This window comes from Prevotellamassilia timonensis (genome assembly GCF_021531665.1).
In the GTDB taxonomy this organism is placed as follows: Bacteria; Bacteroidota; Bacteroidia; order Bacteroidales; family Bacteroidaceae; genus Alloprevotella.
In genome coordinates this window covers 12,671-36,386 of sequence record NZ_JADYUH010000020.1, presented here as the reverse complement: position 1 = coordinate 36,386, position 23,716 = coordinate 12,671, and the positions used below count along the sequence as shown (strand labels likewise).

The window sequence follows — 23,716 nt, the reverse complement described above, 5'->3', positions numbered from 1 at the left end:
AGTTAAAAATGTTAATGTCGAATCGCTGAAAAATGGCTCAAAATTGTTGGATTTTTGGGGCGGAAGCCTACCCACAACCCCTCCCTAAAGGGAAGGGCTTTTCAAAAGCCTACCCCAACCCCTCCCTAAAGGGAAGGGCTTTTCAATTTCTCCATTAATGTCCTTTAATTGTCTCATTAATTGTCCCATTAATTCTGTTCAATTCGTGAACAATTCGTGTTAAAAAATCAATTCATGGTCAATTCGTGAATAATTCATGGACATTAATGTTTCAAAAAGGCGGTCCTTTCGTCTTTCGCCCTTAGTCTCTTAGTCTTTTTGACTCTTTGTCTCTTTGACTCTCAATGTATAGTTTGTGTATAGTTTGTGTATAGTTTGAAGCACAAACTATACATTATGTAACGCACGGAAAATCAGCGAGATGTAGGGTTTGTGTAGGGTTTTGTGTATAGTTTGCAGAGTTTTTTTGTTCCCCCCTTTATTTACGTATATAGTAGTCATTGCGCCGGAAACTGTCAGCGTTCCCGGGGCAACTCTTCACGCTGCATAGACAAAAGAAAAGAGGGAAACAAAGAGGGTGGTAAAAAGAAAGGAAAGGGTCAGAAGATGGGATTCAAAATCGGAAAAGGGAAGGGAGGCACGATAGGATGAAACCCAACGGCGCAACGCCAGATTCACGCTCCAACCTACCAAAACGCCACAAAGAAGACCGCAAAGGAGGTCACCGACATAGTGCACCCCTAAATAGACACGCGTCCAGCAATTCAGCAGAACCCAAGTGGTGAGAACGGCATAGCACAGTCTCCGGCGCGCAAATAGGCTCACGAACACTGCCACCGAGGCGGTGTTCGCGGCGTGACTGGAGAAGAAACCGTAGAGCCCGCCGCGATAGCCGTTCACCGTGTCCATCAAATACATCCACTCCGGAGACTGCGTTGGACGGTAGCGAGCAACCAACGGCTTGAACAGCGTGGAAGCAATTTGGTCTGAGAAGAACACGCACAGTGCCACGCCCAACACTGCCCAGTATTGCCGCCGCCGAATCAGAATGAAAGCCAACACCAGTGCCACCGGCAACCAAACCTGGGTCTTAGTGAACAATAGAGCCAGCGTGTCGGCGTAGAGATTGTGGCTTCCGTTCAGCGCACGGGTGAGCGTGGCGTCAAACTGTTGCAACGTGGAGAGCATGAGTTTGAAGGATTAGATTTGTTTCAGTGCGGCAGTGGAAAGATAGGTGGCGCTGCCGTCGGGCAGGGTGACACTCATCCAGGAGGAGGGATAGTCTTGCACTTTCCTCACCACCGTGCCGGGATGGAGTTTGCGCTGCACGGGAGAGGTGGCGGAGGGCGCAGCGTGGCTTTCGGTTTCTGTGATGACCACCCACTCGTTTTCTGCTTCCGAAGAGGAAGGAGAAAGGAAGGTCAGCCCCTCAGCCATGAGGGCGAAGAGCACCAGCAAGAGGGAAACGACCGAAGAAACTTTTCTGATTTTCTCGGGGAGAGAAAAGAAGCGAACTCCCGCGATGAGGACAGCCAGGAGTAACAACCAGAAAGCCCATTTTCCGGCGGCGCGGAGCATGCCGCTCTCTGCCAAAGCCTCTTTCATTCCTTCCCAAACGGAGGAGGAGACATTGAACTTGTCCTCAAGACGGCTCTCGACGAGCCGGAGGTTGTGGAGTGCTTCGGCGTGACCGCTTTCTTTTCGGAGCGCACGACGAAAAGAAAGCACAGCCATTCCATAGTCCTTCGTTTGGAAGTAACAGCATCCGATGTTGTTTTGAACCGCTGCTTCTCGCTCTGCAGGAAGCGGAGAGCGGAGTGCTTCTTCGTAGAGGCGGATGGCAGTGGCATAGTCTCTGCGAGCATAGACACTGTCTGCCGTTTTGACCTTCTCATCCACAGATCCGGCAAAGGCGGGAAGGAGAAAAGAGAAAAACAGAAGACAGAAGAGGAGGCTGTGTTTCATCGTTTTATGTTCTTTTCGGGTTTAGTAATATGAAAATAATAAGTTGCGTCAGATTTGAATGACATTTTCGAGGTCAGATTTTCACCCGAAGAAGGAGCATAGCCGTAACTATGTGACTGATGAGGGAGGAAATATGGACCGAAAAGATTTTCAAAGATGATGCAGGTTATTTGTTGAGGATTACTAAGTTTGATATAAGCACCTCATTTCTTTTCTTTCACGAGTTCTTCGACTTGTTGCATCCAGGTCTTCGCTCTTTCCGGCAGGTTGTTCATCTCATTGCCGAAGGTGGGCGCAAAGCGTCCCATGTGACAGGTTTCAAGCAGGTCGTGGTAGGTGGTCAGTAAGTCCGGCGTGAGCCCTTTTTGCTGCAGCAAGTTTTCAGTTTGTGACGAGTCGGCAGGAAGTGATTCCAATTTGAGCAGGCTCTGCACAAAGCGGTTCAAAGCGTTTTCAAGGTGCAGGCAGGCTTGTGGAACGTCGGTTGCAGCCAATGCTTTTTCAGCCTGTTTCAAGAGTGCGAGTACTTCTCGAGAAGAGGTTTGCTTTCTGCGCAGAGAGAGCGTGGGCAGGCTCCATTTGTCGCTGTCTTTCCCGCGTCGCAGGAGTATCCAGAGGAGGAAGAAGCAGAGGAGGGTTCCGCGGTGCCAAACATTCTCGGGGTCAAAGACGGGGAGCGGTTCGGCGGAGGAGAGGGGGGCAAGTTGCACGGTTTCTTCCTGTTCGTTGCCCTTGACATCCGTGTTCTTTCCTTGTTCAATGTGGAGTTTGCAGGGGGCGGTTTGTATGGTGCGATAGGCTCCCGCTTCCGGGTCAAAGAAAGTGAAGGAGACTGCGGGCAGGGTGAAGTCCCCCGTGGAGCGAGGCACGAAACGATAGTCAAAAATCATCTCCCCGCTCTGTCCCTGTTCCGTGGTTTTGGTGCGGTCTTCGGTTTTGACGGGATAGGCGTCAAACTCGGTAGGAATGGGACTGACGGGCGGCGTGATGAGTTTCATGTTTCCCGACCCCTTCAGCGTGACGCGACAGGTGGCGAGGTTTGCGGTGCGCAGGTCTTTTTCAAGAATGGCAGAAGAAATTTCAAAATTTCCGACAGCACCGGTGAATCCGGCGGGACGAGGCGAGGGGAGAGGCTGCACCTGAATGTTCTTCGGTTTGGTTTGACACAACATCTGGCGTGAGATGTGACCGCCGCCGTTGAAGAACGCCTCCAGCGGGTCTTCAGTCTGGTCTGCTTGGAGGAGGGTGAGCTTATAGGTGACGGGGGGAATCGTGATTTGCCCGCTTTGCTGCGGGAAGGCAAGATATTGCATGAGCACCGCAGAGCGATAGTTCACTCCGTTCACTTTTACCAGAGTGGGATGTATGTTCCCGTTGTCTCCCGGCAGATCTTGCATCACCATGCCCTTGAACTCAGGCTTGTCCATCAACTGTGTGGTGGTGATTTGCACGTCCGGACGATAGTAGAGTTTGTAGGTGATGAGCACCGCCTCCTGTTCATAGACCTTAGACTTGCTGGTGACGACCTCGACATAGACATCCTTTCCCGAGATTTTGGCGTTCGTTCTTTCGGGTCTCGGAATTTGGTTTTGGGGCTGACGTCCGGAAGATTGTTGCGAAGAGGCTTGTGCGTTTGCCTGCACCGTGAGAGCGTTGGAGCGCACCGTTCGATTTCCGATGTGAATGGAGGCGGGTCCAATCTTCAGGCTGCCCTTTCGTTTGGGCGAAAGGATGTAGGTGTAGGAAGTGGATTCGCTTCGACTGCTTTTCCCGTTCACAAAAACGATGCTGCTGTAGGTGGAGGAGTTGGGACCGCTGAGCACGTTGAAGTCCGTCAGGGAGGGAGGAGTGAATTGGCTGACCTCCTTAGAATTGGCAGTGAAAGTGAGTCGGAAATAGCCATTCCCCACGTTCTCCACAGAAGCGGTGAAACTTTGTGAGAAGAGAGGAAGACAGAGCGTGGTGAGGAAAAACAAAAATAGATGTTTTCTCATGAGAAGTCTGTAAATATATAATATACTTGCCTGTAAAGGGGTGTTCTAAAAATTAGGTTGAGTTGATTTCTTAGAGATGAACATTCCTTATCCCGTAATTTATAGAACACCCCTAATTATATAATATACTTGCCTTTCAGCCTACCAGTTCTTGCCTTGCTGTCTCTGGCGCGGTTGGGCTTTTTTGAGTTTTTCCAAGGTTTGTGCCTCGGCTTGTCTGACGAGGTTGTAGTATGGTTGGTTCTTCTGGTCCTTGGGTTGCGGTTTTTCGTTTTGTTTTTGTGGCTGCGGCTGCGGTTTGGGCTGCGGTTTAGGCTGATTTTGGTTTTTGTCGTTCTTCAGTTGCTTTTGGCAAAGGGCGAGATTGTAGCGTGTGTTTTCATCATGAGGATTCAGTCTCAAACTCTGCTTATACTGTTCAATGGCATCTCGCAGCAACTGTTGCTTTTTCTCCGGGTCTGCCGCGGCAGATTTTTGTCGGATGACTCCTCGGTTGTGATAGGCTCTGGCTTTCAGACCGGCGGAACTGCTGAAGCGTGTCACCTGTTCAAAGAGGCTGTCCGCCATGACGGCGTCTCCTTTGGTGAGATAAACATCCGCCATGTTGAAGAGCGCGTAGGGATTCTGCGGATTCTGCCGAAGGATGTCCTGATAGCAGTCCGCGGCTTTATTGTAGTTTCTGCTGCGGAAGGCTTGGTTGCCGTAGCGCATTTTTTTCCACTCCGTGGTTTGTGCAAATCCTTGCATCAGACAAGCGACGGAAAGGAAGAGGAAAAGGAGAGAGCGTTTTGAAAAGTCTTTCATCGCGTGAAGAAATGCTTGATTTGTTTTGTGAGAGAATATTTTGTCTCGTAGAGAATCGTTTCGAGCACCAAGAGGAGCAAGGCGAAGCCAACGGCGAGGGGGAACTGTTCGTCCGCTTCCGAGTGAACGGTGGTGATTTCACGTTGTTTGAGTTGGGAGAAACCTTTCTGCAAGGCGGCGCGCACCTGCTCCGTTTGTCCGAGGGAAAGATATTGCCCGGAGCCAGCCTTGGCAAGTTGGCGGCACATCTGCTCGTTCAACGCGGTGTGAACTTCCCTGCCGTTTTCGTCCAACAAATTGCCCTGCGCCGTGGGAATGGGAGCACCGGAGGTGGTGCCGACACCGATGACGAAGAGTTTCATGCCCTGCTTGGCTGCTTCCTTAGCCGCTTCTTCCGCTCCTTCGACATGAGTCTCGCCGTCGGTGATAATCAAAATCGCTTTCCCCACCTCTTCCTGGTCCGAAAAACTTTTCTCGGCAAGACTGATGGCTGCGGGCAGATTGGTGCCTTGCAGTGTCACCATCTCAGGAGAAAGGGAGTTGATGTAGGTCTCCGCAGCGTCGTAGTCTGAAGTCATCGGAAGGAGGGGGTAGGCTTCTCCTGCGAAGACGCCGAGGGCGATTTGGTCGTTCTGCATTCGGTCGGTCAGCGTGGAAAGCAGAAGCTTTGCCTGCTCCAATCGATTGGGCGAAACATCCTGCGCAAGCATGGAATTGGACACATCAACCATGACCGCCAGTTCTATGCCACGCGTGGTGTCTGCCTTGCCCGACATGCCGTAGAGCGGGCGCGCCAAAGCCACGATGAGCAAGGCGAGAGAAAGCAAGAAAAGGGTGAATTTGACGTGCGGGCGCCACAGCGAGCGCTCCGGCATGAGACGCTTCAACTGTGTCGGATTCCCCAAACGACGAAGCGTCTGAGATTTCCGGCGATACATATATATATATAGGAGTACCAAAAGCGGAATGAGCCAAAGCCCATGAAGAAATTCCGGATTGGCGAACTGAAATGTATTCATAAAAAATATGGAGTCCTTTGCAGATGTTCTAAGGTGAAACGATTGGCTGATGAAAATTTAGTAATATGAAAATAATAAGTTGCGTCAGATTTGAATGACATTTTCGAGGTCAGATTTTCACCCGAAGAAAGAGCATAGCCGTGCTATGTGACTGATGAGGGAGGAAATATGGAACGAAAAGATTTTCAAAGATGATGCAGGTTATTTTTTGAGGATTACTTAGGGCAGGCGGCGCAACACCACGAGGCGCAACAGCATCTCAAGCAGGAGACAAAGCACAGCCAGCAGCAGGAAAGGCTGAAAGACGTCTTCGTGGTTTTGATGCTGACGCTGAATGAGTTTCGTCTTTTCCAACTTGCCGATGTCTTCATAGACCTTGGTGAGCGCGTCGCGGGACATGGCACGATAGAAAGTACCACCCGTCAGCGAGGCAATTTGTTGCAGCGTTTGCGGGTCGGTGGAGGTTTGAATGTTCGTGCTATAGACTTCTCCGTTCGGAAGCGTGGCGACGGGCATGTTCACGACTGCGTCTGTTCCGAGAAGAATCGTATAGACTCTGATACCGGCATCTTTTGCCATCTGCGCAGCCATGAGCGGTGAGATGTCTCCCGTGTTGTTTGCGCCGTCAGTGAGGAGGATGATGACTTTGCTCTTCGTCTTGCTGTGTTCCAAATGGGTGACTGCCGAAGCGACTCCCATTCCGATGGCAGTTCCGGGCTGAATGATTCCTTCCGCCTGGAGTTCACAGGAGGTTTCTCCGAGTCTCTTCAGCAGAATGCTGTGGTCTCCGGTCAAAGGGCAAGGGGTGAATGCTTCGCCTCCAAAAAGCGTCAGACCGATTTGGTCGTTCTTGTGCTTGGAGATGAAATCGTATGCTACCTCTTTCGCCACGGTGATTCGGTTGGGACTCACGTCTTCCAGCAACATGCTGGTGGAAATGTCCATTGTCAGCATCATGTCGATGCCTTCCGTCGTGCGCTCCCGCCAAAAGCCGGACGACTGCGGACGAGCGAGTACGACTACAAGGAGAATGAACGCAAACACTCGGAGCGCAAAGGGGAGATGCACCAAGTGGTTCTTCCACGTCTTCGGAGCGGTCTTCAACACGTTGGTGCTGAAAAACAGCATCCTGCCTTCGCGACGACGTTTCCAAATGAAATGCCAAAGCACATAAGGAATCAACGCCAGCAGAAGAAGGAAGTATATGGGTTGAACAAAAGATATTTGAGCGAAAAGCATAGTGAAATCAAAGTTTCAAAAAGAAAATGGACCGTGCTCAGACGGTAACAACTCAGTCAGAGCAAATTTTGTGGCTCAGAGAAAACACTCCCACACGTCAATCCACGTGAAAGCGGCGGCAGTCAGACTCCCGACAAGCAAGAGCACGGAGGCGATGCGCAACGCCAAACGAATCTGACTCTGACGTTTCTCCGAAAGGGTTCGGAACTCCACACGAGGACGTAAGTCGGGTTCCACTTCGGGTTTGGTTTCTGCCACAAAATGTTCCGCCTGCTCGAGGTTGTGTTGCATCACTGTGTCGGTGACTTTGAGTTTGGCAAACTTGGCAAGGTCGGCGGTGGTGAGAATCTCTTTCACCTCTTCCACGCTTTTGATTTGCGGCAGGGCTTGCAGTTCTTCGCAAATCTCAGCCGTGGTTTTCTCGTGAGCGGTCACTGCCAAACGATCCTGCAAATAGGTTCGGAGGGCATCCGTCAGTTTCATGTAGAAAGCCTTGACGTCAGAAACGACTTCGCCGCGAAGAGATTGGAAAGCGTTCAGGGCTTGTACATGAGGCGGCAGGGGAGGATAGATGACCACCTTCTTCACCCACATCCGCGGATTGGTCAGACGAATGACGCACGCCAAAAAGCAGAAAAAGAGCAACCAGGTCAGTCCCATCTTTGCGGGAATGCGCCAAGTCCAACTGAAAGGAGCGTCCGCCACGTCGTGAGGACCGGGGAAACGATCGACGTGAACCGTGTCCACAGGTACGGTGCTGACTTTAAGCCCGATGTTTTTCTTTGCGAAATATTTTTTTCCGTTCACTTCCACCGGAAGCGGCGGAAGAACGTAGAGGGCGGAGTCAAAGGAAGTGATGAAATAGTATTTCGTGAGTTTCATCATTCCGCTGTTTGTTTCTTTCACCGTGTCGGTGGGTGTGGTGCTGACAAATTCGACGCCTTTTATCAGCGTGTCGCCGGGTTGCGGGGCGGGAAAGGCGGCTCTTTGACTTTGCGGCAAGGTGCAGGTCAGTCTGAGTCGGATTTGTTCGCCAATCAGAATGGCTGTCGTGTCGGCGTGTTGTTCCACCTGCACCTGTGCGCGCAGCGAGGTGCTGCCGAGAAAGAGTGTCAGCAGCAGTGTGAACCACATCTGCGGACTTCGCAGAGAAAAGTTCGTGTGAAAACTCAACTTGTTGAAAGGGAGAAGGTTTCTCATCGTCTTCCGAATAGTTCAGTGAGAGCGGCGACATAGTCTCCGTCAGTGGAAATGGTGACGGAGTCGATTCCGGTTTTGCGGAAGAGCATGTCTCGCTCGTTTTTGTTTTTTTCAGCCTCGCTTCGATAGTGTTCTCTGACCTTCTTGCTTGACGTGTCAATGAAACCGAGATGACCGGTTTCGGCATCTTCCAACTTCATGAGTCCCACGTCGGGAAGTTCGTTGGTCAGCGGGTCGTTGAGCACGATGGAAACTACGTCGTGTTTTCTCGAAGCAATGAGCAACGGCTTGGAATAGTCATCAAAAGAAACGAAGTCGCTGAGGATGCAAACGATGGAACGTTTCGTCATGACTTTCGTGACAAACTCCAGCGGCGGTGCGAGTTTGGTGCGCTTTTCCTCAGGCTTGAAAGTGAGGAGTTCTCGAATGATGAGCAGAATGTGTTCTCTGCCCTTCTTGGCGGGAATGAACTTTTCGATTTTGTCCGAGAAAAGGACAACGCCCACTTTGTCATTGTTTTGAATGGCGGAGAAAGCGAGAGTGCCCGCAATTTCTGCACAGAGTTCCTGCGCGGAGCGTGTTCGCGACCCAAACTTCAGACTGGAGGAAACGTCAATGAGTAACATCATGGTCAACTCACGCTCTTCCTCAAAGACTTTGACGTAGGGGTGGTTCATGCGTGCGGTGACGTGCCAGTCAATGTCGCGCACCTCATCTCCGCTGAAATATTCTCTGACTTCCGCAAATGACATTCCTCTGCCTTTGAAGGCAGAATGATATTGTCCGGCAAAGAGTTGGTTGGTGAGAACCCTGGTTTTGATTTCCAAATGCCGAACCTTGCGGAGCAGTTCTTTCTGTCCGTCGCTTTCATCTTTTGGGGACGAAACGGGCGGAGCAGATTGGTTGCTTTGTTTCTTGAAAAAAGATAGCATGGAGGTTCGTGATGGGTTGGCGGGGAGTCATGGGGAACATGGCTTCCGTGTGAACTCCCCGAGAGGATGATGCCGCCGGGTCAAGGCACAGCGATTTTGTTCAACACTTCGTGGATGATGGTGTCGGTCTTGACTTCGTCAGCCTCTGCTTCGTAGGTCAGCGAGATTCTGTGGCGCAGCACGTCCTCCGCAAGACTTCTGATGTCTTCGGGCACAACATAGCCTCTGCGGCGAATGAACGCAAGTGCTCTTCCTGCCACAGCGAGGCTGATGCCGGCACGGGGAGAGGCACCGACGGAGATGTAGGGTTTGAGTTCTGCAAGTCCGTAGTTTTCAGGAGCACGGGTTGCCCATACGAGGTCGGTGATGTACTGAGTGATGCGTTCATCGACATAGACTTTCTTCACCCATTCGCGAGCCTTGCTCAAGTGTGCGAGGTCCGTGACGGGCGTGACTTTTCCAAAAGAACCGTCGATGTGGGCGCGAACAATTTTCTTCTCTTCTTCGGGCGTGGGATAGCCAATCACGACTTTGAGCATGAAACGGTCGGTCTGTGCCTCAGGCAGCACATAAGTTCCTTCCTGTTCAATGGGATTCTGCGTGGCGAGCACCATGAAAGGGGAGGGAAGGGGGAAACTGTCATCGCCGAGCGTCACCTGCTTTTCCTGCATGGCTTCCAGCAACGCACTTTGTACTTTGGCAGGGGCGCGGTTGATTTCGTCGGCGAGGACGAAGTTGGCAAAGATGGGACCGTTTTTGACCTTGAAGTTTTCATCTCTGGGGCTATAGATGAGCGTACCCGTGACGTCGGCAGGCAGAAGGTCCGGAGTGAATTGAATTCTGCTGAACTTGGCTTCGATGAGTGAGGAGAGGGTCTTGATTGCCAAGGTCTTGGCAAGACCGGGCACACCTTCAAGCAGCACGTGTCCGTCAGCGAGCAAACCGATGAGGAGAGATTCCGTCAGATGTTTTTGACCAATGATGGTTTCTTCCATGCCGCGGGTCAGCAACGTCACAATTTCGGATTCTTCCGAGATGCGTTCATTCAAAGTTCTGATGTCTGTAATTTCTTCCATACTGAAAATATAGAATTGTCTGAGGTAAGTTTGTTTTTCTTTCTTATGGGGTGCGCTAAAATGCTATTGTCAAATATGAGGTGCGCTAAAATGCTATCGTTAAATATGGGGTGCGCTAAAACACAAATGAGTTACATTTTGGGGACACATCTTTGTGAGTTTAGTTTCCTGTTTTAACGTTTTGGCTTTCTTCGTTGTTTTCCTGGATTTCAATCTTTTCCACTTGGAAAAGTTCCGGATTTTTCCCGGTGAATTGACTGTAGTAGTCCATGACGCGTTTCATGTCGCGCTCCACGTCGCCGCTCGGGATGAGCGTTTCGGTGCAGACGATTCGTTTTGTGGGAAAATCAATGGCAAAAAGAAGGATGGGAAGTTTCGCTTTGAGAGCAATGTAGTAGAAACCTCTTTTCCATTTTTCCACTCTTGAACGCGTTCCTTCAGGCGTGACGGCAAGTGAAAACTTGTCAGACTTGATGGCAATTTCAGCAAGTTGATCTGTGAGACTGTGTTTTTTGCTCCGCTCAACCGGTATGCCGCCCATGCTTCGGAAGAGAATGCCCAGCGGCCAGAAGAACCACTCCTTTTTCATCAGGAATTGGGAGGTGCGTCCGAGGGCGGCATAATAGAGTTTACCAATGAAAAAGTCCCAATTGCTGGTGTGCGGAGCAACACAGATGAGACACTTTTCGGGAATCTCTTGTGTGTTGCAATTTTTCCATCCCATGAACTTGAAGAGCAGGAAACGACAAATAGTTCTCCACATACGTTTTTCTGTTTCTTGGTTTAACACCCTTGTTTTCAAGCGGGTTTGACGATTTCCATTCCTTTGAGAATGGCTTGCTCGTTGAGCGGGAGCAGGTGATGATGTCTTTCAGGAAGTGATTTCCGCAGCGCTTTCATGACACTCTCAATCTTCACGATGGGATGGAGTTTGAGAAAGGCGCCGAGGACGAACATGTTGAAACATTTCATCATGGAGAGCTCCGCAGCAGTTTCCATGGCGGCAACTTGGAACGAATGGATGTCCGCTCTCGTCGGTTTGTCGAGAATGCCGAACCCGTCAAAAAGAAGTGTACCTCCTTCCTTGACTTTGGGTTGAAACTTGTCCACTGAGGGTTGATTGAGCAAGATGGCAGTGTCGTAGGAACTGAGAATGGGCGATGAAATGGGTGTGCTGCTGATGATGACCGTGACATTGGCAGTGCCGCCTCTTTGTTCAGGACCGTAGGCTGGCATCCAACTCACCTCTTTTCCTTCCATGAGGGCTGCATAAGCCAAAATTTTCCCCATGGAAAGCACACCTTGTCCTCCGAAACCGGAGATGATGATTTCTTGTTTCATAGTATGTGTATGTAGAACCTTATACGTATAAGGGGGCGGCGACTTAATCCTCACGCACGCCTATATATAAGGAGTGTTCTAAAAATTAGGTTGAGTTGATTTTTGATTTCTTAGAGATGAACTTTTGTCAGTTGAGGAAGGAGCATAGCGGGCTATGTAACTGACGAAACTTACAAAAGGGCGCGCTAAGAAACCGACCAAAACGTAAACACTTTCTTTTGAACGTTCCTTATCCCGTAATTTATAGAACACCCCATAGGATGTCTTACTATTTGTCTTTGAGGTCGCCGACGTGATAGAAGTCAAACATGTGTTCTTCCATCCACTCGTTGGCTTTGACGGGGCTCATCTTCCAACCCGAGGAGCAGGTGGCAACAAATTCAATGAGATTAGACCCCTTTCCTTGCATGGAGTTTTCAAAAGCATGGCGCAATGCCTTTTTGGCTTTTCTGATGGCTGCGGGATTGTGGACGCTCTGCCGGGTGACATAGGCTGTTCCTTCGAGTTGCGCTGCGAGTTCAGTGATTTTCAGAGGGAAACCGTGGATAAGCGGGTCTCTGCCGTAGGGGCAGGTTGCGGTTTTCATTCCCACGAGCGTCGTGGGAGCCATTTGTCCGCCCGTCATGCCGTAGATAGCGTTGTTGACGAAAATCATGGTGATGTTTTCGCCGCGGTTGAGAGCGTGGATGGACTCTGCAGTGCCAATGCAGGCAAAGTCTCCATCTCCTTGATAAGAAAAAACGAGGCGGTCGGGCCACAGGCGTTTGCAGGCGGAAGCCAAAGCCGGCGCTCTGCCGTGGGCGGCTTCCTGCCAGTCTATGTCAATGTAGCGATAGGCAAACACGGCACAACCGACGGGACTGATGCCAATGGTTTTTTCTTCCATTCCCATCTCTTCTATGACTTCGGCGATGAGTTTGTGAATCACACCGTGCGAACAGCCCGGACAATAGTGCATGGGACTGTCGTTCAAGAGAGAGGGTTTCTGATATACCAGATTTTCCTGGCAGATGATGTCTTCTGACATGTTCGTTGTTTCTTGTGACATGGTCATTATGTGGCGAGAACCTGGCGAGAGGCTTACGTTTTTCTTAGCGGTCCATCATGCGCCAAGTGACTTCAATCATTTTGATGAGAACGGCTGCCAAACCCACAACGAACCAAACCGGCGGAGTCGGGGAGGGGGAAAGAGCAATGCCTGCCATGGCGACAATTGCCACGACGATGAAGACGAGGTTGATGACGTTGCGCGTCTTGCGGTGTTTCCCTGGGGATTTTTCTGTGGGGGACAGCATGAGTTTTCTTGGGAGGTGTGAAATGTTTCTTGAGAAAAGAGAAAGGCTTAGAGAGAAACAAGAGGTTGTCAGTCAAATTGTTTCAGTACTTCAATGATTTCGTCGGGGTCTGGAACAATGCCTCCGAGTCTGCCGTAGTGTTTCACGGGCACTCTTCCTTCCACGGCATAGCGAACGTCATAGACCATTTGTCCGGCATTGATTTCTACAACCAAGATTCCTTTCAGTTTTTTTGAAAGTTCGGCGATTTCTTCTTGGGGGAAGGGCCAGAGTGTAATGGGACGGAAAAGTCCGACTTTGATGCCCTGCTCGCGTGCAATTTCAATGGCTTTCTGTGAGATGCGCGCTGCGGAGCCAAAAGCCACAATGGCGAGTTCTGCGTCTTCGAGGTCTTTGGTTTCGTAGCGCACCTCGTTTTCTTTGATTTGACGATATTTTTCTTGGAGTTTGTGGTTTTTTTCCTCCATTTTCGCCGGGTCGAGTTCGAGAGAAGTAATGACGTTGACGCCTCTTTGTTTGAGTCCGTGTCCATTGGCTGCCCAAGGACATTCTTTGGCAATTTCTTCTTCCGTACGACGAGGTTTCATGGGCGGCAACACGACCTTTTCCATCATTTGACCGATGACACCATCGGAAAGAATAATGGCGGGGTTGCGATATTTGAAAGCAAGTTCAAAAGCCAAGTCCACGAAGTCTGCCATCTCCTGCACCGAAGCGGGAGCAAGCACAATGACTTCATAGTCTCCATTTCCACCGCCACGCGTCGCCTGATTGTAGTCACTCTGCGAGGGTTGAATGGTTCCAAGTCCGGGACCTCCTCTTTGGACATTGACGATGAGACCGGGGATTTCGGCACCTGCCATATAACTGATTCCTTCCTGCATCAGCGCGATGCCGGGCGAGGAGGAGGAAGTCATGACTCGTTTTCCCGTTCCGCCACCTCCGTAGAGCATGTTGATGGATGCCACTTCGCTCTCTGCCTGCAACACAATCATTCCGGTGGTTTTCCACGGCTCAATTTCGGCAAGCGTTTCGAGCACTTCGCTTTGCGGCGTGATGGGATAGCCAAAGTAGCCGTCACAGCCACATCTGACGGCGGCGTGGGCAATGGCTTCGTTTCCTTTCAAAAGGAGAACTTCTTCATTCATTGGGCGTTTCAATTTTTTTGCGATAGACGCTGATGCAACCGTCAGGACAGACCAAACCGCAAGAGGCACAGCCGATGCAGTTGTCGTTTTTCACGACGGCGAAAGCATATCCTTTGTGATTCACCTCGCCTGTGGAGAGGGCGAGTGTTTTAGTCGGACAAGCCGTCACACAGAGCGCGCAGCCTTTGCAGCGTTCTGTGTTGATGGTGACAGCTCCTTTGATCTTACTCATTATTATCTGTTTGAAATAATCTTGGTTACAGAAAGATTTTTGGAATTGGCAAGCGGCGAAAGTTGAAAGATGTCGAAACGTGCTTCTTGGTCAGCGGCTCTCAGGGATTATAGAGGTCTTTGTGATAGAAGTTCAGGATGTCGTTCAGCATGTTTCGGCATTCTGCGGCGGCAGGATGTCCGTCGAGGTTTTCCGCTTGTTGGAAGAAACTGATGGCTTCGCCCCATCGGCTTTGCTTCATGGCGATGCGACCTTTCCAAAAGAAAACTTCACCGGTTTGTCCGAAGGACTTTTCAAACTCTTCGCAGACCGTCTCAGCCTCTTTGAGTTTCCCTTCTTCCAAGGCTTTTTGAATGCGAGCAGTCAATTTGTCGTTGTCGGTGGAGTTGAAATTCATCGCTAAAACCATGGTTGAAAAGATTCTTCGAGTTTCTTCGTTTTGACAAAAGTAGTGTTTTCTTCTTTTGACTTGTTCAAAAGCACTGTTTTTTTAGGGAAAATTAGGGGTAAAAGCAGAAAAACGGCAAGGTTTTAAACTTATTCTTTCCTTTTCAAGGCTTGTGCCTTCCTTCGCAGCAACTTATTCTTTTCTTCGAAGCACTTCTTCCACACCTTGTTCGCGGTGGCAAAGTCGTACCTCCACGTCGAATTTTTCGTGAAGATGGTGAGCGAGATGTTCCGCGCCATAAACGCTGCGGTGCTGTCCGCCCGTGCAACCAAAACAGAATTGCAAACTGGAGAAACCGCGCAAAAGATAGTTCTCCACATGGGCATCAGCAAGTTTATAGATTTCATTGAGGAAAACAGTGATTTCACCGTCTTCTTCCAAGAAGCGAATGACTTCTTGGTCGCGTCCCGTCAGCTTCTTGTACTGCTCATAACGACCGGGGTTGTGGAGTCCGCGACAGTCAAAGACATAACCGCCTCCGTTGCCACTGTCGTCGGCGGGAATTCCTTTTTTATAACTGAAACTGAATACCTTGACCACCAGTTTTTTGTCACTGCTCTTGTTTTCGACACCCTGCGTTTTTTTCGGAGCGAAACGGGGCATGGCAGCGAGTCTGCGAATGAGGTCAAGAAGGGTGGGACAATCGTTCAGTTCTCCCGTCTCGGCGATTTGAAGCAAATTCTGAAGCGCAGGAGGGATGCTGTCAAGAAAATATTTCTTGCGTTCGAAGAAACCGCGAAGTCCGTAGGCACCAAGCACTTGCAGCAGGCGGAAGGCGACAACGGTGCGCAACTGCTGACGGAAAATGGCGGCGTCGAAATGCACCCGTGCCAAATGTTCGGGCGAGAGTTTTTGAACCTCGTCCAAATAGTCCGCAATCATTTCTTCACGCAATTCGGAGGAGAAGGAAGAGGATGCCTGCCAGAGGAAGGAGGCAACGTCATACGCCATCGGACCACTCATGCCGCCTTGGAAATCTATGAAGAACGGAGTACCGCCATCGCTCTCACTGCCCTCAACCGCTGTCTCTTTCCACATGACATTGCGCGCCTGAAAGTCTCTGTACATAAACCCTACGTTCTGCTCCTGTCCCCCGAGTCGGCGGGCAAGACGTTCAAAATCATCTTGCAGAAGTATTTCGTTCACAGGAACTTCTATCGGTTTGAGAAAGCAATATTTGAAGTAGTTCAAATCAAACATGACGGCGCGGCTGTCAAACTTCCGAGGTTCGAGACAGCGAGAGTAGTCAAGTTCTTCGGACCCTTCGACCTGCACGTGTGCCAACGCACGAATGGTTTTTGAGAGCATGGTTCGTTCTGCCTTGCCATAGGAAAAATTGTTTTTTCTTGCCGGCGCGAGCTTCTCATAGAGTGAAGTGACGCCGAGATCTTGCTGAAGATAGCATGTCTCGGAATCGTTCATCGCAAAGATTTTAGGCACGGGGAGGTTTCGCTTGGAGAAATGGCTGGCGAGATAGACGAAGCAATGGTTTTCTTCCACATCCGGTCCATCCACACCAATGACGGACTGACCTTTGTCATCAAAGAGTCTGACGTAGTGACGATTGCTTCCTGCTTTAGGCAGACTGACGGCTTTGGTGGGAGCCATGCCGAAGCATTGAGTGTAGAGTTCAATGAGTTTCTTCATGAGAAAGCGTTTTCATTTTGGTTGTTTTCCGACTATTAGAGCATTCTTCACTAATTCGAAACTCAACCTATATTTTAGGGGTGTTCCATACGACACTCCTTATGATAGCGGAGGCGATGTTAGCAAGGTTTTCAGTGGCGGCGTTTGATGAGTGACATCGTATGGACGGCAACCAAGGCAGCGGTTTCGGTTCTGAGTCGGCTTTCACCGAGACTGACAGCACGAAAACCGTTTTTCAAGGCTTTTTCCACTTCTTCGGGAGAAAAGTCGCCTTCCGGTCCGATGGCAACGACGGTGTCGGCGTCAGGTTCAACGATATCGCCGAGAAAGACGGACGCGGCGGGCGTCAAGTCAAAAGAATCTGGGTCTTTGTCGTCTGCTTCGTGGCAGTGAGCAATAAGACGTTGGGTGTCGGGAGCAAGCATTTGAAGGAAATCATCAAAAGCGGTCATCTCGGTGATGACGGGCTTTGATGCCTTGTAGCTTTGTTTCATGGCACTGATGGCAATCCGCTCCAAGCGTTCTCGATTGACGGACTTGCGCTCTGCGTGGGCACATTTGAGGAGAATGAACTCATCAACACCGATTTCCGTTGCCTTTTCGAGAAGCCATTCCGTTCGATCCGCGTTTTTTGTTGGGGCGACAGCGATGCGGATTCGTCCTTTCCAGCGCGGTGTGTCGGGAAGCGTGCGTTCTGTCTGAAACCAACAATTCCTTTTGTCTGTCTCCGTCACCCTTGCCTCGTGAAAAGTGCCGTTTCCATCGGTCAACCAAATGATTTCTCCCGGCTTCACACGCAGTGCCTTGAGGGCATGACGGGACTCTTCTTCACTCAAAACTCCTTGAGCGATGGAAGTTGAGTCGGCATAGAACAAGTGTTTTTCTTTCATGGAAAGAGGTCGGTTTATAAAAAACGGGTTACGATTTGAGTGGATTTTGTACCAATCCGAGGCGAGCCTAAGTTTGATTTAAGTACAAAAATACGGCATGGCGGTAGAAAAGCCAAACTTATCGGCGTTTTTTCCGCTTCTGCAAGAAAGTTTGGAGGTAAAACTGTGCTCCTTTCCTCGGAAGCTGACGTGTTTTTCTCATGACTTGACGGATTTTTTGTGCTATAGAACTAAAAAAAGCGAAGAAAATGCGGTTTTATGCCGTTCTTGAAATATAAATCGTAATTTTGAGCCGTCTTGGTGACTTGTGCCGCATTAAGCACTGCCGGCTTCCGCCTTACGCTTATTTATATATAAAGCAGCCATGTGGCTGAAACGGTCACCGCACATCATCCTTAATTTCACAACCCGAAAAACATGTCTTTCCCCAAAATCCTTCATCGCTACTTTCTCCTTTCTCTTGCTCTCGCTCTCTGCCTGCCGCTCCACGCACAGACGCGGAGACGCACATCCCGTCAGCCCGAACCGAAAGTGAAAGTTTCAGAACTCCTGCAACGTTATGCTTTTGACGAAGTCATTGCTGCCATTGACAATGGGAAAGCAGATTGCACCGGTGCGGAAGCAAATCAAATTGCTGCCACCGCAAGACTTGGCGCGGACATGCTCAACGCGACGGAAAAGGTGACCGTTTTGGAAAGCCGCATCGTTCCGCTGGTGGACTTACTGAACCACCTCCCGCTCCGCGGATCTTGCGCAAAATGGGAAAGCATGGAGCAATGGAAAGCAAAACTGAATCCCCTGCCGGTTAAACTGGGAAAGGTGGTGTGCATTAACGACTTGCGCGACCGCATTTGGTTTGCTGCAGCGGACAGTGCAGGAAAAGGAATGGGACTTTGGACTTCCTTCCTGCGCAGCGAAGGCTGGAGCCGCCCCATCCCTCTGCCGGGGCTTCAAGGAAACGGGCAGAACAGAGACTGTCCCTTTGTCATGCAGGACGGCATGACGGTTTTCTATGCTGCCTCAGGTGAAGGGAGTCTCGGTGGAACGGACATTTTTGTCACACGCTATGACCCTTCTTCTCGTACATTTCTTAAGCCGGAATCAAAGGGCATGCCTTTCTGCTCGCTCGACGATGACTTTTTCTATGCTGTTGACGAAACCAACCAACTGGGATGGTTTGTCAGCAATCGTGGATGTGGAAAAGACAGCGTGAGGGTCTTCACCTTCGTGCCAAACGAAGAGAGGGAGGTGGTTGAAGCCTCGGACGACGACATGGAGAACACAGTGGCATTTGCCACACTCTCAAACGTCAAACTGACGCAGTCCAACACCGAAGTCGTCAAGGAAGGGCGTGCACGTCTTGAGAAACTCCTGCAACATCCGGGGGGAACGAAGCAAAGCGTGAAGAGAACCTACGTGGTCTCGGACAACCGCATCTATCATTCTCTTGAAGAATTTGCAAGTCCTGCCGCAAAACGCATCGCACAAGAAGCAGATGCCACCATTGACAAACTTGCCCACCTCTTGACGGAACGTGATGTCATTCAGCGAACCTATGCCGCGGGGCAACGCCACGAGAATATTCGTAAACGTTTGACAGAATTGAACGAAGCAGTGAAAGAAACGAAGAATCATCTCCGCGAACTGGAGAAAAACTACCGAAAAGCAGAACTGCAACAAACGAACTGAATTTGATTTGAAAAATAAAAATTATTGGGACTTATGAAAAACGCAATTCCATCCTCTGAGCTCATCATCAATGCTGATGGCAGCATATTTCATCTTCATGTCAAACCGCAGCAACTTGCCGACACGGTGATTCTCGTCGGCGACCCGGGACGTGTGCCGCTCGTGGCAAATCATTTTGAAACGAAGGAGTGCGACATCTCAAACCGTGAGTTTCGCACCATCACCGGCACTTTCCGCGGAAAACGCATGACGGTCGTTTCAACGGGCATCGGCTGCGACAACATTGACATCGTGCTGAACGAACTCGACGCCCTGGCAAACATAGATTTTGAAACACGTACGGTGAAGCCGACGCTGCGAAGCCTGACCGTGGTGAGAATTGGCACGTGTGGCGGTCTGCAACCGTTCACGCCCATCGGAACCTATGTCGCCTCTGCGTTCAGCATTGGTTTTGACGGCCTTCTGAATTTCTATGGCGGACGTGACGCGGCATGTCGTTTGGACATGGAAGCAGCCTTTTGCCGGCACATGAATTGGAAGGGGAATCAGTGCATCGCCCATCCCTACGTGGTCGGTGCAGACTCGGAACTGCTGGAGCGCGTGGCTGGAGAAGACATGGTTCGCGGCATCACCGTGGCTTGCGGTGGTTTCTATGGTCCGCAGGGTCGCCGTCTCCGTCTCCCGTTGGCAGACCCCGAGGCAAACGCAAAAATTGAAAGTTTTGAATGGGAGGGACGCCGCATCACCAACTTCGAAATGGAAAGCAGTGCGGTCGCAGGACTCTCAAAAATGATGGGGCACAAAGCTCTGACGTGTTGCATGGTCATCGCCAACCGCTTAGGCGGCGAAGCCGACACACGCTACAAACAGGGCATCGAGGGACTCATCCAAACTGTCCTCGAAAGACTCTGACCGCACGCAGTTCCGAAAAAGGGTGAGTGCCAAAAGCACGATGAAACCGATGAAAAATGCACAAGGAACGTCAGCATTTCACTTCCTTCCACTCACCCTTCGCCTCTTTCTTTCCTTTGCTCCGATCCACCGTACAGCCTTGTTTCACTCGGATTGCGGTGTTTCACTCGGATTGTCTTACTTCATTTTCTTCTGGCACACAGCGCTCATGTCGGGCGAACCCTAAAAAAACTGCGTTGCAACTCATGCGAGTGCAACGCAGTTCTTTTGATTTTGAAAAGATTTGATTATGCTTCAGCAGATGCTTCAGCGTTTTCAGCTGCTGCTTCTTCTGCTTCTGCATTTGCAGCGGCTTCAGCTTCAGCCTGTGCTGCAGCCAATGCAGCTTTCTTTTCCTTCACGCGCTCAGCAATTTTGTCGCTGACTTTCTTTTCAGCCTCGAGACGAGCCTTGAGGTCAGCTTCTTTCTCAGCGGCTTTCTTGCTGGCGAAAGCGTTTGCTTTTTCGTTCTTCTGCTGTTTCCAAGCTTCAAACTTGGCAGTGGCAGCAGCTTCATCGAAAGCGCCTTTGCGAACACCACCTCTGAGGTGCTTCATGAGCATCACACCTTCGCGAGAGAGAATGTTGCGAACGGTGTCGGTGGGCTGTGCGCCGGTCTCTACCCAGTAAAGAGCGCGTTCAAAATTCAAATCTACTGTGGCAGGATTGGTGTTGGGGTTGTAGGTACCAATCTTTTCAGTAAACTTACCATCGCGTGGTGCGCGTGCGTCAGCAATGACGATGCTGTAGAAGGCATAGCCTTTGCGTCCATGACGCTGCAATCTGATTTTAGTTGCCATTGTTTTGTATGTAATTTAATAGGTTTGAATTATCCGTTATCTCGTAACGGCGTGCAAAAGTACTAATTTCTTTTATATTAAGTGTGTGATGCTTCAAACTTTTTCTTCTCCGCTCCTCATTTTTCTTTGTGCAGCACGGCACGGGTGAGCCAGAAGATGAGGAGGGCGTAGGCGCCGAGGGAGAGGAGTTGGAAGGCGGTGTCGTTGCCTTCGAAAATGTGAAGGTTGAGGTCAATGTTTCCAAACTGGAGTCCTGCACTCAGCACACCGGTCAGTGCGCCGCCGGCAATCAGACCTGAAGCGAGAAGCGTCCCGTGTTCGCCGCGGCGTTTGTTGAGATCCTCGTCAGAGGAGCGTGTGGTGACGAAATGGCTGATGGCACCACCGACAATGAGCGGGAGGTTGAGCTGCAAGGGAATGAACATGCCAAGTGCAAAAGCCAGGGCAGGAATTTTCAAGAACTGAAGCAAGAGGGCGATGAGCGCGCCGATGCCGTAGAGCAACCAAGGGGCTCCCTGTCCGGACATAAGCGGCTCAATGACTGCTGCCATGGCACGTGCCTGGGGCGCTGCCATGACATTGGCGTTGTCGGGTGTGAAACCGTAGGCTTTGTTGAGAATCATGATGACGCCGCCGACAGTGGCTGCGCTGACGAGCACGCCAAAGAATTTCAGTGACTGCTGCTTCACGGGCGTACTACCAAGCCAGTAGCCAATCTTCAGGTCTGTCACGAAGGCTCCGGCGGAGGCGAGAGCCGTGCACACCACGCCACCCATGATCAGTGCGGCAGCCATGCCGCCGGGACCTTTCAGACCAGCCACCACCATGATGACGGAAGAGAGAATCAGGGTCATGAGCGTCATACCACTGACAGGGTTGGAGCCGACGATGGCAATCGCGTTGGCTGCGACGGTGGTGAAAAGGAAGGAGATGACGGCGACAATGAGCAGGGCGACAACGGTGAAGAGGACATTGCCGTCCATCACGTCAAAATAGAAGAAAAGGGCGGTAACGAGGAGGGTGAAGACAGTACCGAAGGCAATGATTTTTCCGGAGAGGTCACGGGCGGTGCGGGTCTCTTGTTTGACGGTAGCGCCGGGGCGCGCCACTTCGGAGATAAGGGAGAAGGCGTTACCAATGACTTTTCGGCTGTTGATGACACCGAGGATGCCTGCCATCGCAATACCGCCGATGCCGATGCTTTTCGCATAGCCAAAGAGTTGTTCGGGACTTGCCGTGGCTGCCAAAACGGGAGCCGCATCACTGCCTCCCACGATTAAATCGGGGAAAACAAAGGCTATGAAGGGTACGACAATCCACCAGACGAAGACGGAGCCGGCGCAGATGATGGCGGCATATTTAAGTCCGACGATGTAGCCCATACCCAACAAGGCAGCACTGGTGTTGATACTGAACATGAGTTTAGCCTTGTCGGCGACCATGTTTCCCCAGATGCCGATGCGGGAGGTGAAGTTCTCCGCCCACGTGCCGAGGGAGGCGACGCAGAAATCATAGGCACCGCCGATGAGACCTGCCAGAGCCAGCGTGGAGGCTTGGTTGCCGCCTCGCTCGCCGGAGAGAAGCACTTGTGTGGAGGCAGTGGCTTCGGGGAAAGGATATTTCCCGTGCATGTCTTTGACAAAATATTTTCGGAACGGAATGAGAAAGAGAATTCCGAGTGCTCCGCCCAGCAGGGAGGAGAGGAAAACTTGCAGGAAATTGACGGTGAGTTCAGGATATTTGTGCTGAAGGATGTAGAGCGCGGGGAGCGTGAAGATGGCACCGGCGACAATCATGCCGGAGCAGGCACCGATGCTCTGAATGATGACGTTTTCGCCCAGCGCATTTTTGCGGTGAGTTGCGCCGCTGAGTCCGACAGCGATGATGGTAATGGGGATGGCGGCTTCAAAAACCTGACCGACCTTCAAGCCGAGATAGGCGGTGGCGGCGGAGAAGAGAATCGCCATGAGAACACCCCAGCCGACGGACCACCAAGTGATTTCGGGATAGGTCTTTTGTGGTTTCATCAGCGGGGTGTATTCTTCTCCCTCGCGAAGTTCGCGGAACGCGTTTTCAGGCAGTTCCACTTGCTGCATGTCTTTTTGTTCTTGCATATTTTTAAGGATATAAAAAGGCTAATAGGTCTAAGGGGAGCGGAAGAACCACTTGCACGGTGGCTCAAACGTGCGTCAAAAGAGATTAGAGAGATGGGAATACTAATGTCATTAATTTACTCACCAACTTACACTTAAATGTTTTTGTTTAATTAAGGATTTTACTGGTGCAATTAATGAGAATGAATGGAAGAATATGGAGAAGGAGAGAGAAAAAAAGGCCAGTCGGACTATAAGCCGGGTTCTGTGCGGCGTGTCGCCGCGTCTGTCATTTATCTTTCGCCGTGTCGTCGTTGAAGCCTCCGAGGAGTCTCCAACTCCGGCATCTCGTTCTACCCTCCGACGCAGGGTCTTTCGACCCACTCGAACGAGCAGCCCTCAGGCGTCGGTTTACATGAACTTTCAGCTTCCGATGTGCACAGCCCGCATGTCACCATGACGGCTGGTGAGCTCTTACCTCACCTTCTCACCCTTACCCGAAGGCGGTTGTTTTCTTCTGCACTGATTTGCCCTCGCGGACAACTTTCCGTTAGAAAGCGAAATGCTCTGCGCTGCCCGGACTTTCCTCCCGACGTTCCGAAAAATCAAAACGAAAGGGCGACAGACCGTCCGGCTGGCCTCTATGTTTCTTGATTCTGACTGCCATCCAAAGAGACTTCGTGTCTAAAATCGGGCACAAAATTACAAAAAATGTGCGCACTTCTTTCGTTCTGCTTCTAAAAACAATAACTTTGCCCGGCAAATCTGACAAAAGGACAGAAATGCAAACACCAAATCCAAGTTTTCATGCACTTTTGCTCGCCTTTCGTTCTCCGCACGTGCTTCATTCATCTGTTCTCATCCTAATTATCATTGATGAACTATTAGTGGACTCATTATGGACGTTCATGTTCGGTTTTGCCATGAACCTAAATGTTCAGTTTCTTCAAACA

The 23,716-nt window shown here is 50.6% G+C and carries 22 protein-coding genes and 1 other RNA gene; 2 read left to right on the top strand and 21 right to left on the bottom strand.

All coding sequences use genetic code 11. From position 1 onward, the window contains the following. Positions 1–537 precede the first annotated feature (537 nt). From I6E40_RS05225 to I6E40_RS05140, 18 genes are all read right to left on the bottom strand, one after another. On the bottom strand, positions 538–1,188 hold the full coding sequence (locus tag I6E40_RS05225; RefSeq protein WP_235385848.1) for a phosphatase PAP2 family protein: 651 nt from the start codon (positions 1,186–1,188) through the stop codon (positions 538–540). A 12-nt stretch (positions 1,189–1,200) separates the two neighbouring features. Continuing rightward, complete coding sequence (locus I6E40_RS05220; RefSeq protein WP_235385847.1) at positions 1,201–1,965, bottom strand: tetratricopeptide repeat protein; 765 nt, start codon at positions 1,963–1,965, stop codon at positions 1,201–1,203. Between the two features lie 203 nt (positions 1,966–2,168). Continuing rightward, positions 2,169–3,959 carry a BatD family protein gene (locus I6E40_RS05215; protein ID WP_235385846.1) on the bottom strand — a complete coding sequence of 597 codons (1,791 nt, stop codon included), beginning with the start codon at positions 3,957–3,959 and terminating at the stop codon, positions 2,169–2,171. A 141-nt stretch (positions 3,960–4,100) separates the two neighbouring features. Beyond that, complete coding sequence (locus I6E40_RS05210) at positions 4,101–4,763, bottom strand: tetratricopeptide repeat protein (protein ID WP_235385845.1); 663 nt, start codon at positions 4,761–4,763, stop codon at positions 4,101–4,103. Further along, positions 4,760–5,782 carry a VWA domain-containing protein gene (locus I6E40_RS05205; RefSeq protein ID WP_235385844.1) on the bottom strand — a complete coding sequence of 341 codons (1,023 nt, stop codon included), beginning with the start codon at positions 5,780–5,782 and terminating at the stop codon, positions 4,760–4,762. The genes I6E40_RS05210 and I6E40_RS05205 overlap by 4 nt, the downstream gene beginning before the upstream one ends. A 219-nt stretch (positions 5,783–6,001) precedes the next feature. Next, a complete protein-coding gene (locus I6E40_RS05200; RefSeq protein WP_410897035.1) occupies positions 6,002–7,006 on the bottom strand; it encodes a vWA domain-containing protein in 1,005 nt (334 codons plus the stop codon). Between the two features lie 90 nt (positions 7,007–7,096). Beyond that, positions 7,097–8,221 carry a hypothetical protein gene (locus I6E40_RS05195; protein WP_235385842.1) on the bottom strand — a complete coding sequence of 375 codons (1,125 nt, stop codon included), beginning with the start codon at positions 8,219–8,221 and terminating at the stop codon, positions 7,097–7,099. Further along, positions 8,218–9,153: a DUF58 domain-containing protein gene (locus I6E40_RS05190; RefSeq protein ID WP_235385841.1), complete on the bottom strand. Its 936-nt coding sequence runs from the start codon at positions 9,151–9,153 to the stop codon at positions 8,218–8,220. The genes I6E40_RS05195 and I6E40_RS05190 overlap by 4 nt, the downstream gene beginning before the upstream one ends. Before the next feature lie 80 nt (positions 9,154–9,233). Beyond that, positions 9,234–10,229 (bottom strand): AAA family ATPase, encoded by a 996-nt coding sequence (locus I6E40_RS05185; protein WP_235385840.1) that lies wholly within the window; start codon positions 10,227–10,229, stop codon positions 9,234–9,236. A gap of 160 nt (positions 10,230–10,389) precedes the next feature. Beyond that, positions 10,390–10,992, bottom strand: a complete 603-nt coding sequence (locus I6E40_RS05180; RefSeq protein ID WP_235385839.1) for a 1-acyl-sn-glycerol-3-phosphate acyltransferase — start codon at positions 10,990–10,992, stop codon at positions 10,390–10,392. A 35-nt stretch (positions 10,993–11,027) separates the two neighbouring features. Next, entirely contained in the window at positions 11,028–11,570 is a 543-nt protein-coding gene (locus I6E40_RS05175) for a 2-oxoacid:acceptor oxidoreductase family protein (protein WP_235385838.1), read from the bottom strand. A 268-nt stretch (positions 11,571–11,838) separates the two neighbouring features. Continuing rightward, complete coding sequence (locus I6E40_RS05170; RefSeq protein ID WP_235385849.1) at positions 11,839–12,597, bottom strand: thiamine pyrophosphate-dependent enzyme; 759 nt, start codon at positions 12,595–12,597, stop codon at positions 11,839–11,841. 64 nt (positions 12,598–12,661) lie between these two features. Then, the gene (locus I6E40_RS05165; protein WP_235385837.1) at positions 12,662–12,865 is read right to left on the bottom strand and encodes a hypothetical protein; all 204 of its coding nucleotides are present in this window, start codon (positions 12,863–12,865) and stop codon (positions 12,662–12,664) included. Positions 12,866–12,933: 68 nt separating this feature from the next. Further along, complete coding sequence (locus I6E40_RS05160; protein ID WP_235385836.1) at positions 12,934–14,013, bottom strand: 3-methyl-2-oxobutanoate dehydrogenase subunit VorB; 1,080 nt, start codon at positions 14,011–14,013, stop codon at positions 12,934–12,936. Then, entirely contained in the window at positions 14,006–14,245 is a 240-nt protein-coding gene (locus tag I6E40_RS05155; RefSeq protein ID WP_235385835.1) for a 4Fe-4S dicluster domain-containing protein, read from the bottom strand. Before I6E40_RS05155 ends, I6E40_RS05160 begins: the two co-directional genes overlap by 8 nt. Positions 14,246–14,345: 100 nt before the next feature. Continuing rightward, the gene (locus I6E40_RS05150) at positions 14,346–14,654 is read right to left on the bottom strand and encodes a tetratricopeptide repeat protein (RefSeq protein WP_235385834.1); all 309 of its coding nucleotides are present in this window, start codon (positions 14,652–14,654) and stop codon (positions 14,346–14,348) included. Positions 14,655–14,825: 171 nt separating this feature from the next. After that, complete coding sequence (locus tag I6E40_RS05145) at positions 14,826–16,340, bottom strand: phosphotransferase (protein ID WP_235385833.1); 1,515 nt, start codon at positions 16,338–16,340, stop codon at positions 14,826–14,828. A 131-nt stretch (positions 16,341–16,471) separates the two neighbouring features. After that, the gene (locus I6E40_RS05140; protein WP_235385832.1) at positions 16,472–17,230 is read right to left on the bottom strand and encodes an RsmE family RNA methyltransferase; all 759 of its coding nucleotides are present in this window, start codon (positions 17,228–17,230) and stop codon (positions 16,472–16,474) included. Positions 17,231–17,647: 417 nt separating this feature from the next. On the opposite strand from I6E40_RS05140, the gene I6E40_RS05135 reads away from it, so the two are divergent. Both I6E40_RS05135 and I6E40_RS05130 read left to right on the top strand, forming a co-directional pair. Continuing rightward, a complete protein-coding gene (locus I6E40_RS05135; RefSeq protein ID WP_235385831.1) occupies positions 17,648–18,919 on the top strand; it encodes a hypothetical protein in 1,272 nt (423 codons plus the stop codon). Positions 18,920–18,952: 33 nt separating this feature from the next. After that, on the top strand, positions 18,953–19,831 hold the full coding sequence (locus tag I6E40_RS05130) for a nucleoside phosphorylase (RefSeq protein ID WP_235385830.1): 879 nt from the start codon (positions 18,953–18,955) through the stop codon (positions 19,829–19,831). Between the two features lie 287 nt (positions 19,832–20,118). Here I6E40_RS05130 and I6E40_RS05125 read toward each other — a convergent pair whose 3' ends face one another. The 3 genes from I6E40_RS05125 to rnpB form a co-directional block, all read right to left on the bottom strand. Beyond that, a complete protein-coding gene (locus I6E40_RS05125; protein ID WP_235385829.1) occupies positions 20,119–20,670 on the bottom strand; it encodes a 30S ribosomal protein S16 in 552 nt (183 codons plus the stop codon). A 116-nt stretch (positions 20,671–20,786) separates the two neighbouring features. Then, on the bottom strand, positions 20,787–22,784 hold the full coding sequence (locus I6E40_RS05120; RefSeq protein ID WP_235385828.1) for an OPT family oligopeptide transporter: 1,998 nt from the start codon (positions 22,782–22,784) through the stop codon (positions 20,787–20,789). A 217-nt stretch (positions 22,785–23,001) separates the two neighbouring features. Further along, positions 23,002–23,401, bottom strand: an RNA gene (gene rnpB, locus I6E40_RS05115) — RNase P RNA component class A. Between the last annotated feature and the right edge of the window lie 315 nt (positions 23,402–23,716).

Excerpts from the sequence above, each read along its gene's own strand:
- I6E40_RS05170 (WP_235385849.1), bottom strand. The coding sequence starts at position 12,597 with ATGTCAGAAGACATCATCTGCCAGGAAAATCTGGTATATCAGAAACCC.
- I6E40_RS05120 (WP_235385828.1), bottom strand. The coding sequence starts at position 22,784 with ATGCAAGAACAAAAAGACATGCAGCAAGTGGAACTGCCTGAAAACGCG.
- I6E40_RS05175 (WP_235385838.1), bottom strand. The coding sequence starts at position 11,570 with ATGAAACAAGAAATCATCATCTCCGGTTTCGGAGGACAAGGTGTGCTT.
- I6E40_RS05145 (WP_235385833.1), bottom strand. The coding sequence starts at position 16,340 with ATGAAGAAACTCATTGAACTCTACACTCAATGCTTCGGCATGGCTCCC.
- I6E40_RS05210 (WP_235385845.1), bottom strand. The coding sequence starts at position 4,763 with ATGAAAGACTTTTCAAAACGCTCTCTCCTTTTCCTCTTCCTTTCCGTC.
- I6E40_RS05205 (WP_235385844.1), bottom strand. The coding sequence starts at position 5,782 with ATGAATACATTTCAGTTCGCCAATCCGGAATTTCTTCATGGGCTTTGG.
- I6E40_RS05140 (WP_235385832.1), bottom strand. The coding sequence starts at position 17,230 with ATGAAAGAAAAACACTTGTTCTATGCCGACTCAACTTCCATCGCTCAA.
- I6E40_RS05190 (WP_235385841.1), bottom strand. The coding sequence starts at position 9,153 with ATGCTATCTTTTTTCAAGAAACAAAGCAACCAATCTGCTCCGCCCGTT.
- I6E40_RS05135 (WP_235385831.1), top strand. The coding sequence starts at position 17,648 with ATGTCTTTCCCCAAAATCCTTCATCGCTACTTTCTCCTTTCTCTTGCT.
- I6E40_RS05225 (WP_235385848.1), bottom strand. The coding sequence starts at position 1,188 with ATGCTCTCCACGTTGCAACAGTTTGACGCCACGCTCACCCGTGCGCTG.
- I6E40_RS05155 (WP_235385835.1), bottom strand. The coding sequence starts at position 14,245 with ATGAGTAAGATCAAAGGAGCTGTCACCATCAACACAGAACGCTGCAAA.
- I6E40_RS05125 (WP_235385829.1), bottom strand. The coding sequence starts at position 20,670 with ATGGCAACTAAAATCAGATTGCAGCGTCATGGACGCAAAGGCTATGCC.
- I6E40_RS05185 (WP_235385840.1), bottom strand. The coding sequence starts at position 10,229 with ATGGAAGAAATTACAGACATCAGAACTTTGAATGAACGCATCTCGGAA.
- I6E40_RS05180 (WP_235385839.1), bottom strand. The coding sequence starts at position 10,992 with ATGTGGAGAACTATTTGTCGTTTCCTGCTCTTCAAGTTCATGGGATGG.
- I6E40_RS05215 (WP_235385846.1), bottom strand. The coding sequence starts at position 3,959 with ATGAGAAAACATCTATTTTTGTTTTTCCTCACCACGCTCTGTCTTCCT.
- I6E40_RS05195 (WP_235385842.1), bottom strand. The coding sequence starts at position 8,221 with ATGAGAAACCTTCTCCCTTTCAACAAGTTGAGTTTTCACACGAACTTT.
- I6E40_RS05130 (WP_235385830.1), top strand. The coding sequence starts at position 18,953 with ATGAAAAACGCAATTCCATCCTCTGAGCTCATCATCAATGCTGATGGC.
- I6E40_RS05165 (WP_235385837.1), bottom strand. The coding sequence starts at position 12,865 with ATGCTGTCCCCCACAGAAAAATCCCCAGGGAAACACCGCAAGACGCGC.
- I6E40_RS05160 (WP_235385836.1), bottom strand. The coding sequence starts at position 14,013 with ATGAATGAAGAAGTTCTCCTTTTGAAAGGAAACGAAGCCATTGCCCAC.
- I6E40_RS05150 (WP_235385834.1), bottom strand. The coding sequence starts at position 14,654 with ATGGTTTTAGCGATGAATTTCAACTCCACCGACAACGACAAATTGACT.
- I6E40_RS05220 (WP_235385847.1), bottom strand. The coding sequence starts at position 1,965 with ATGAAACACAGCCTCCTCTTCTGTCTTCTGTTTTTCTCTTTTCTCCTT.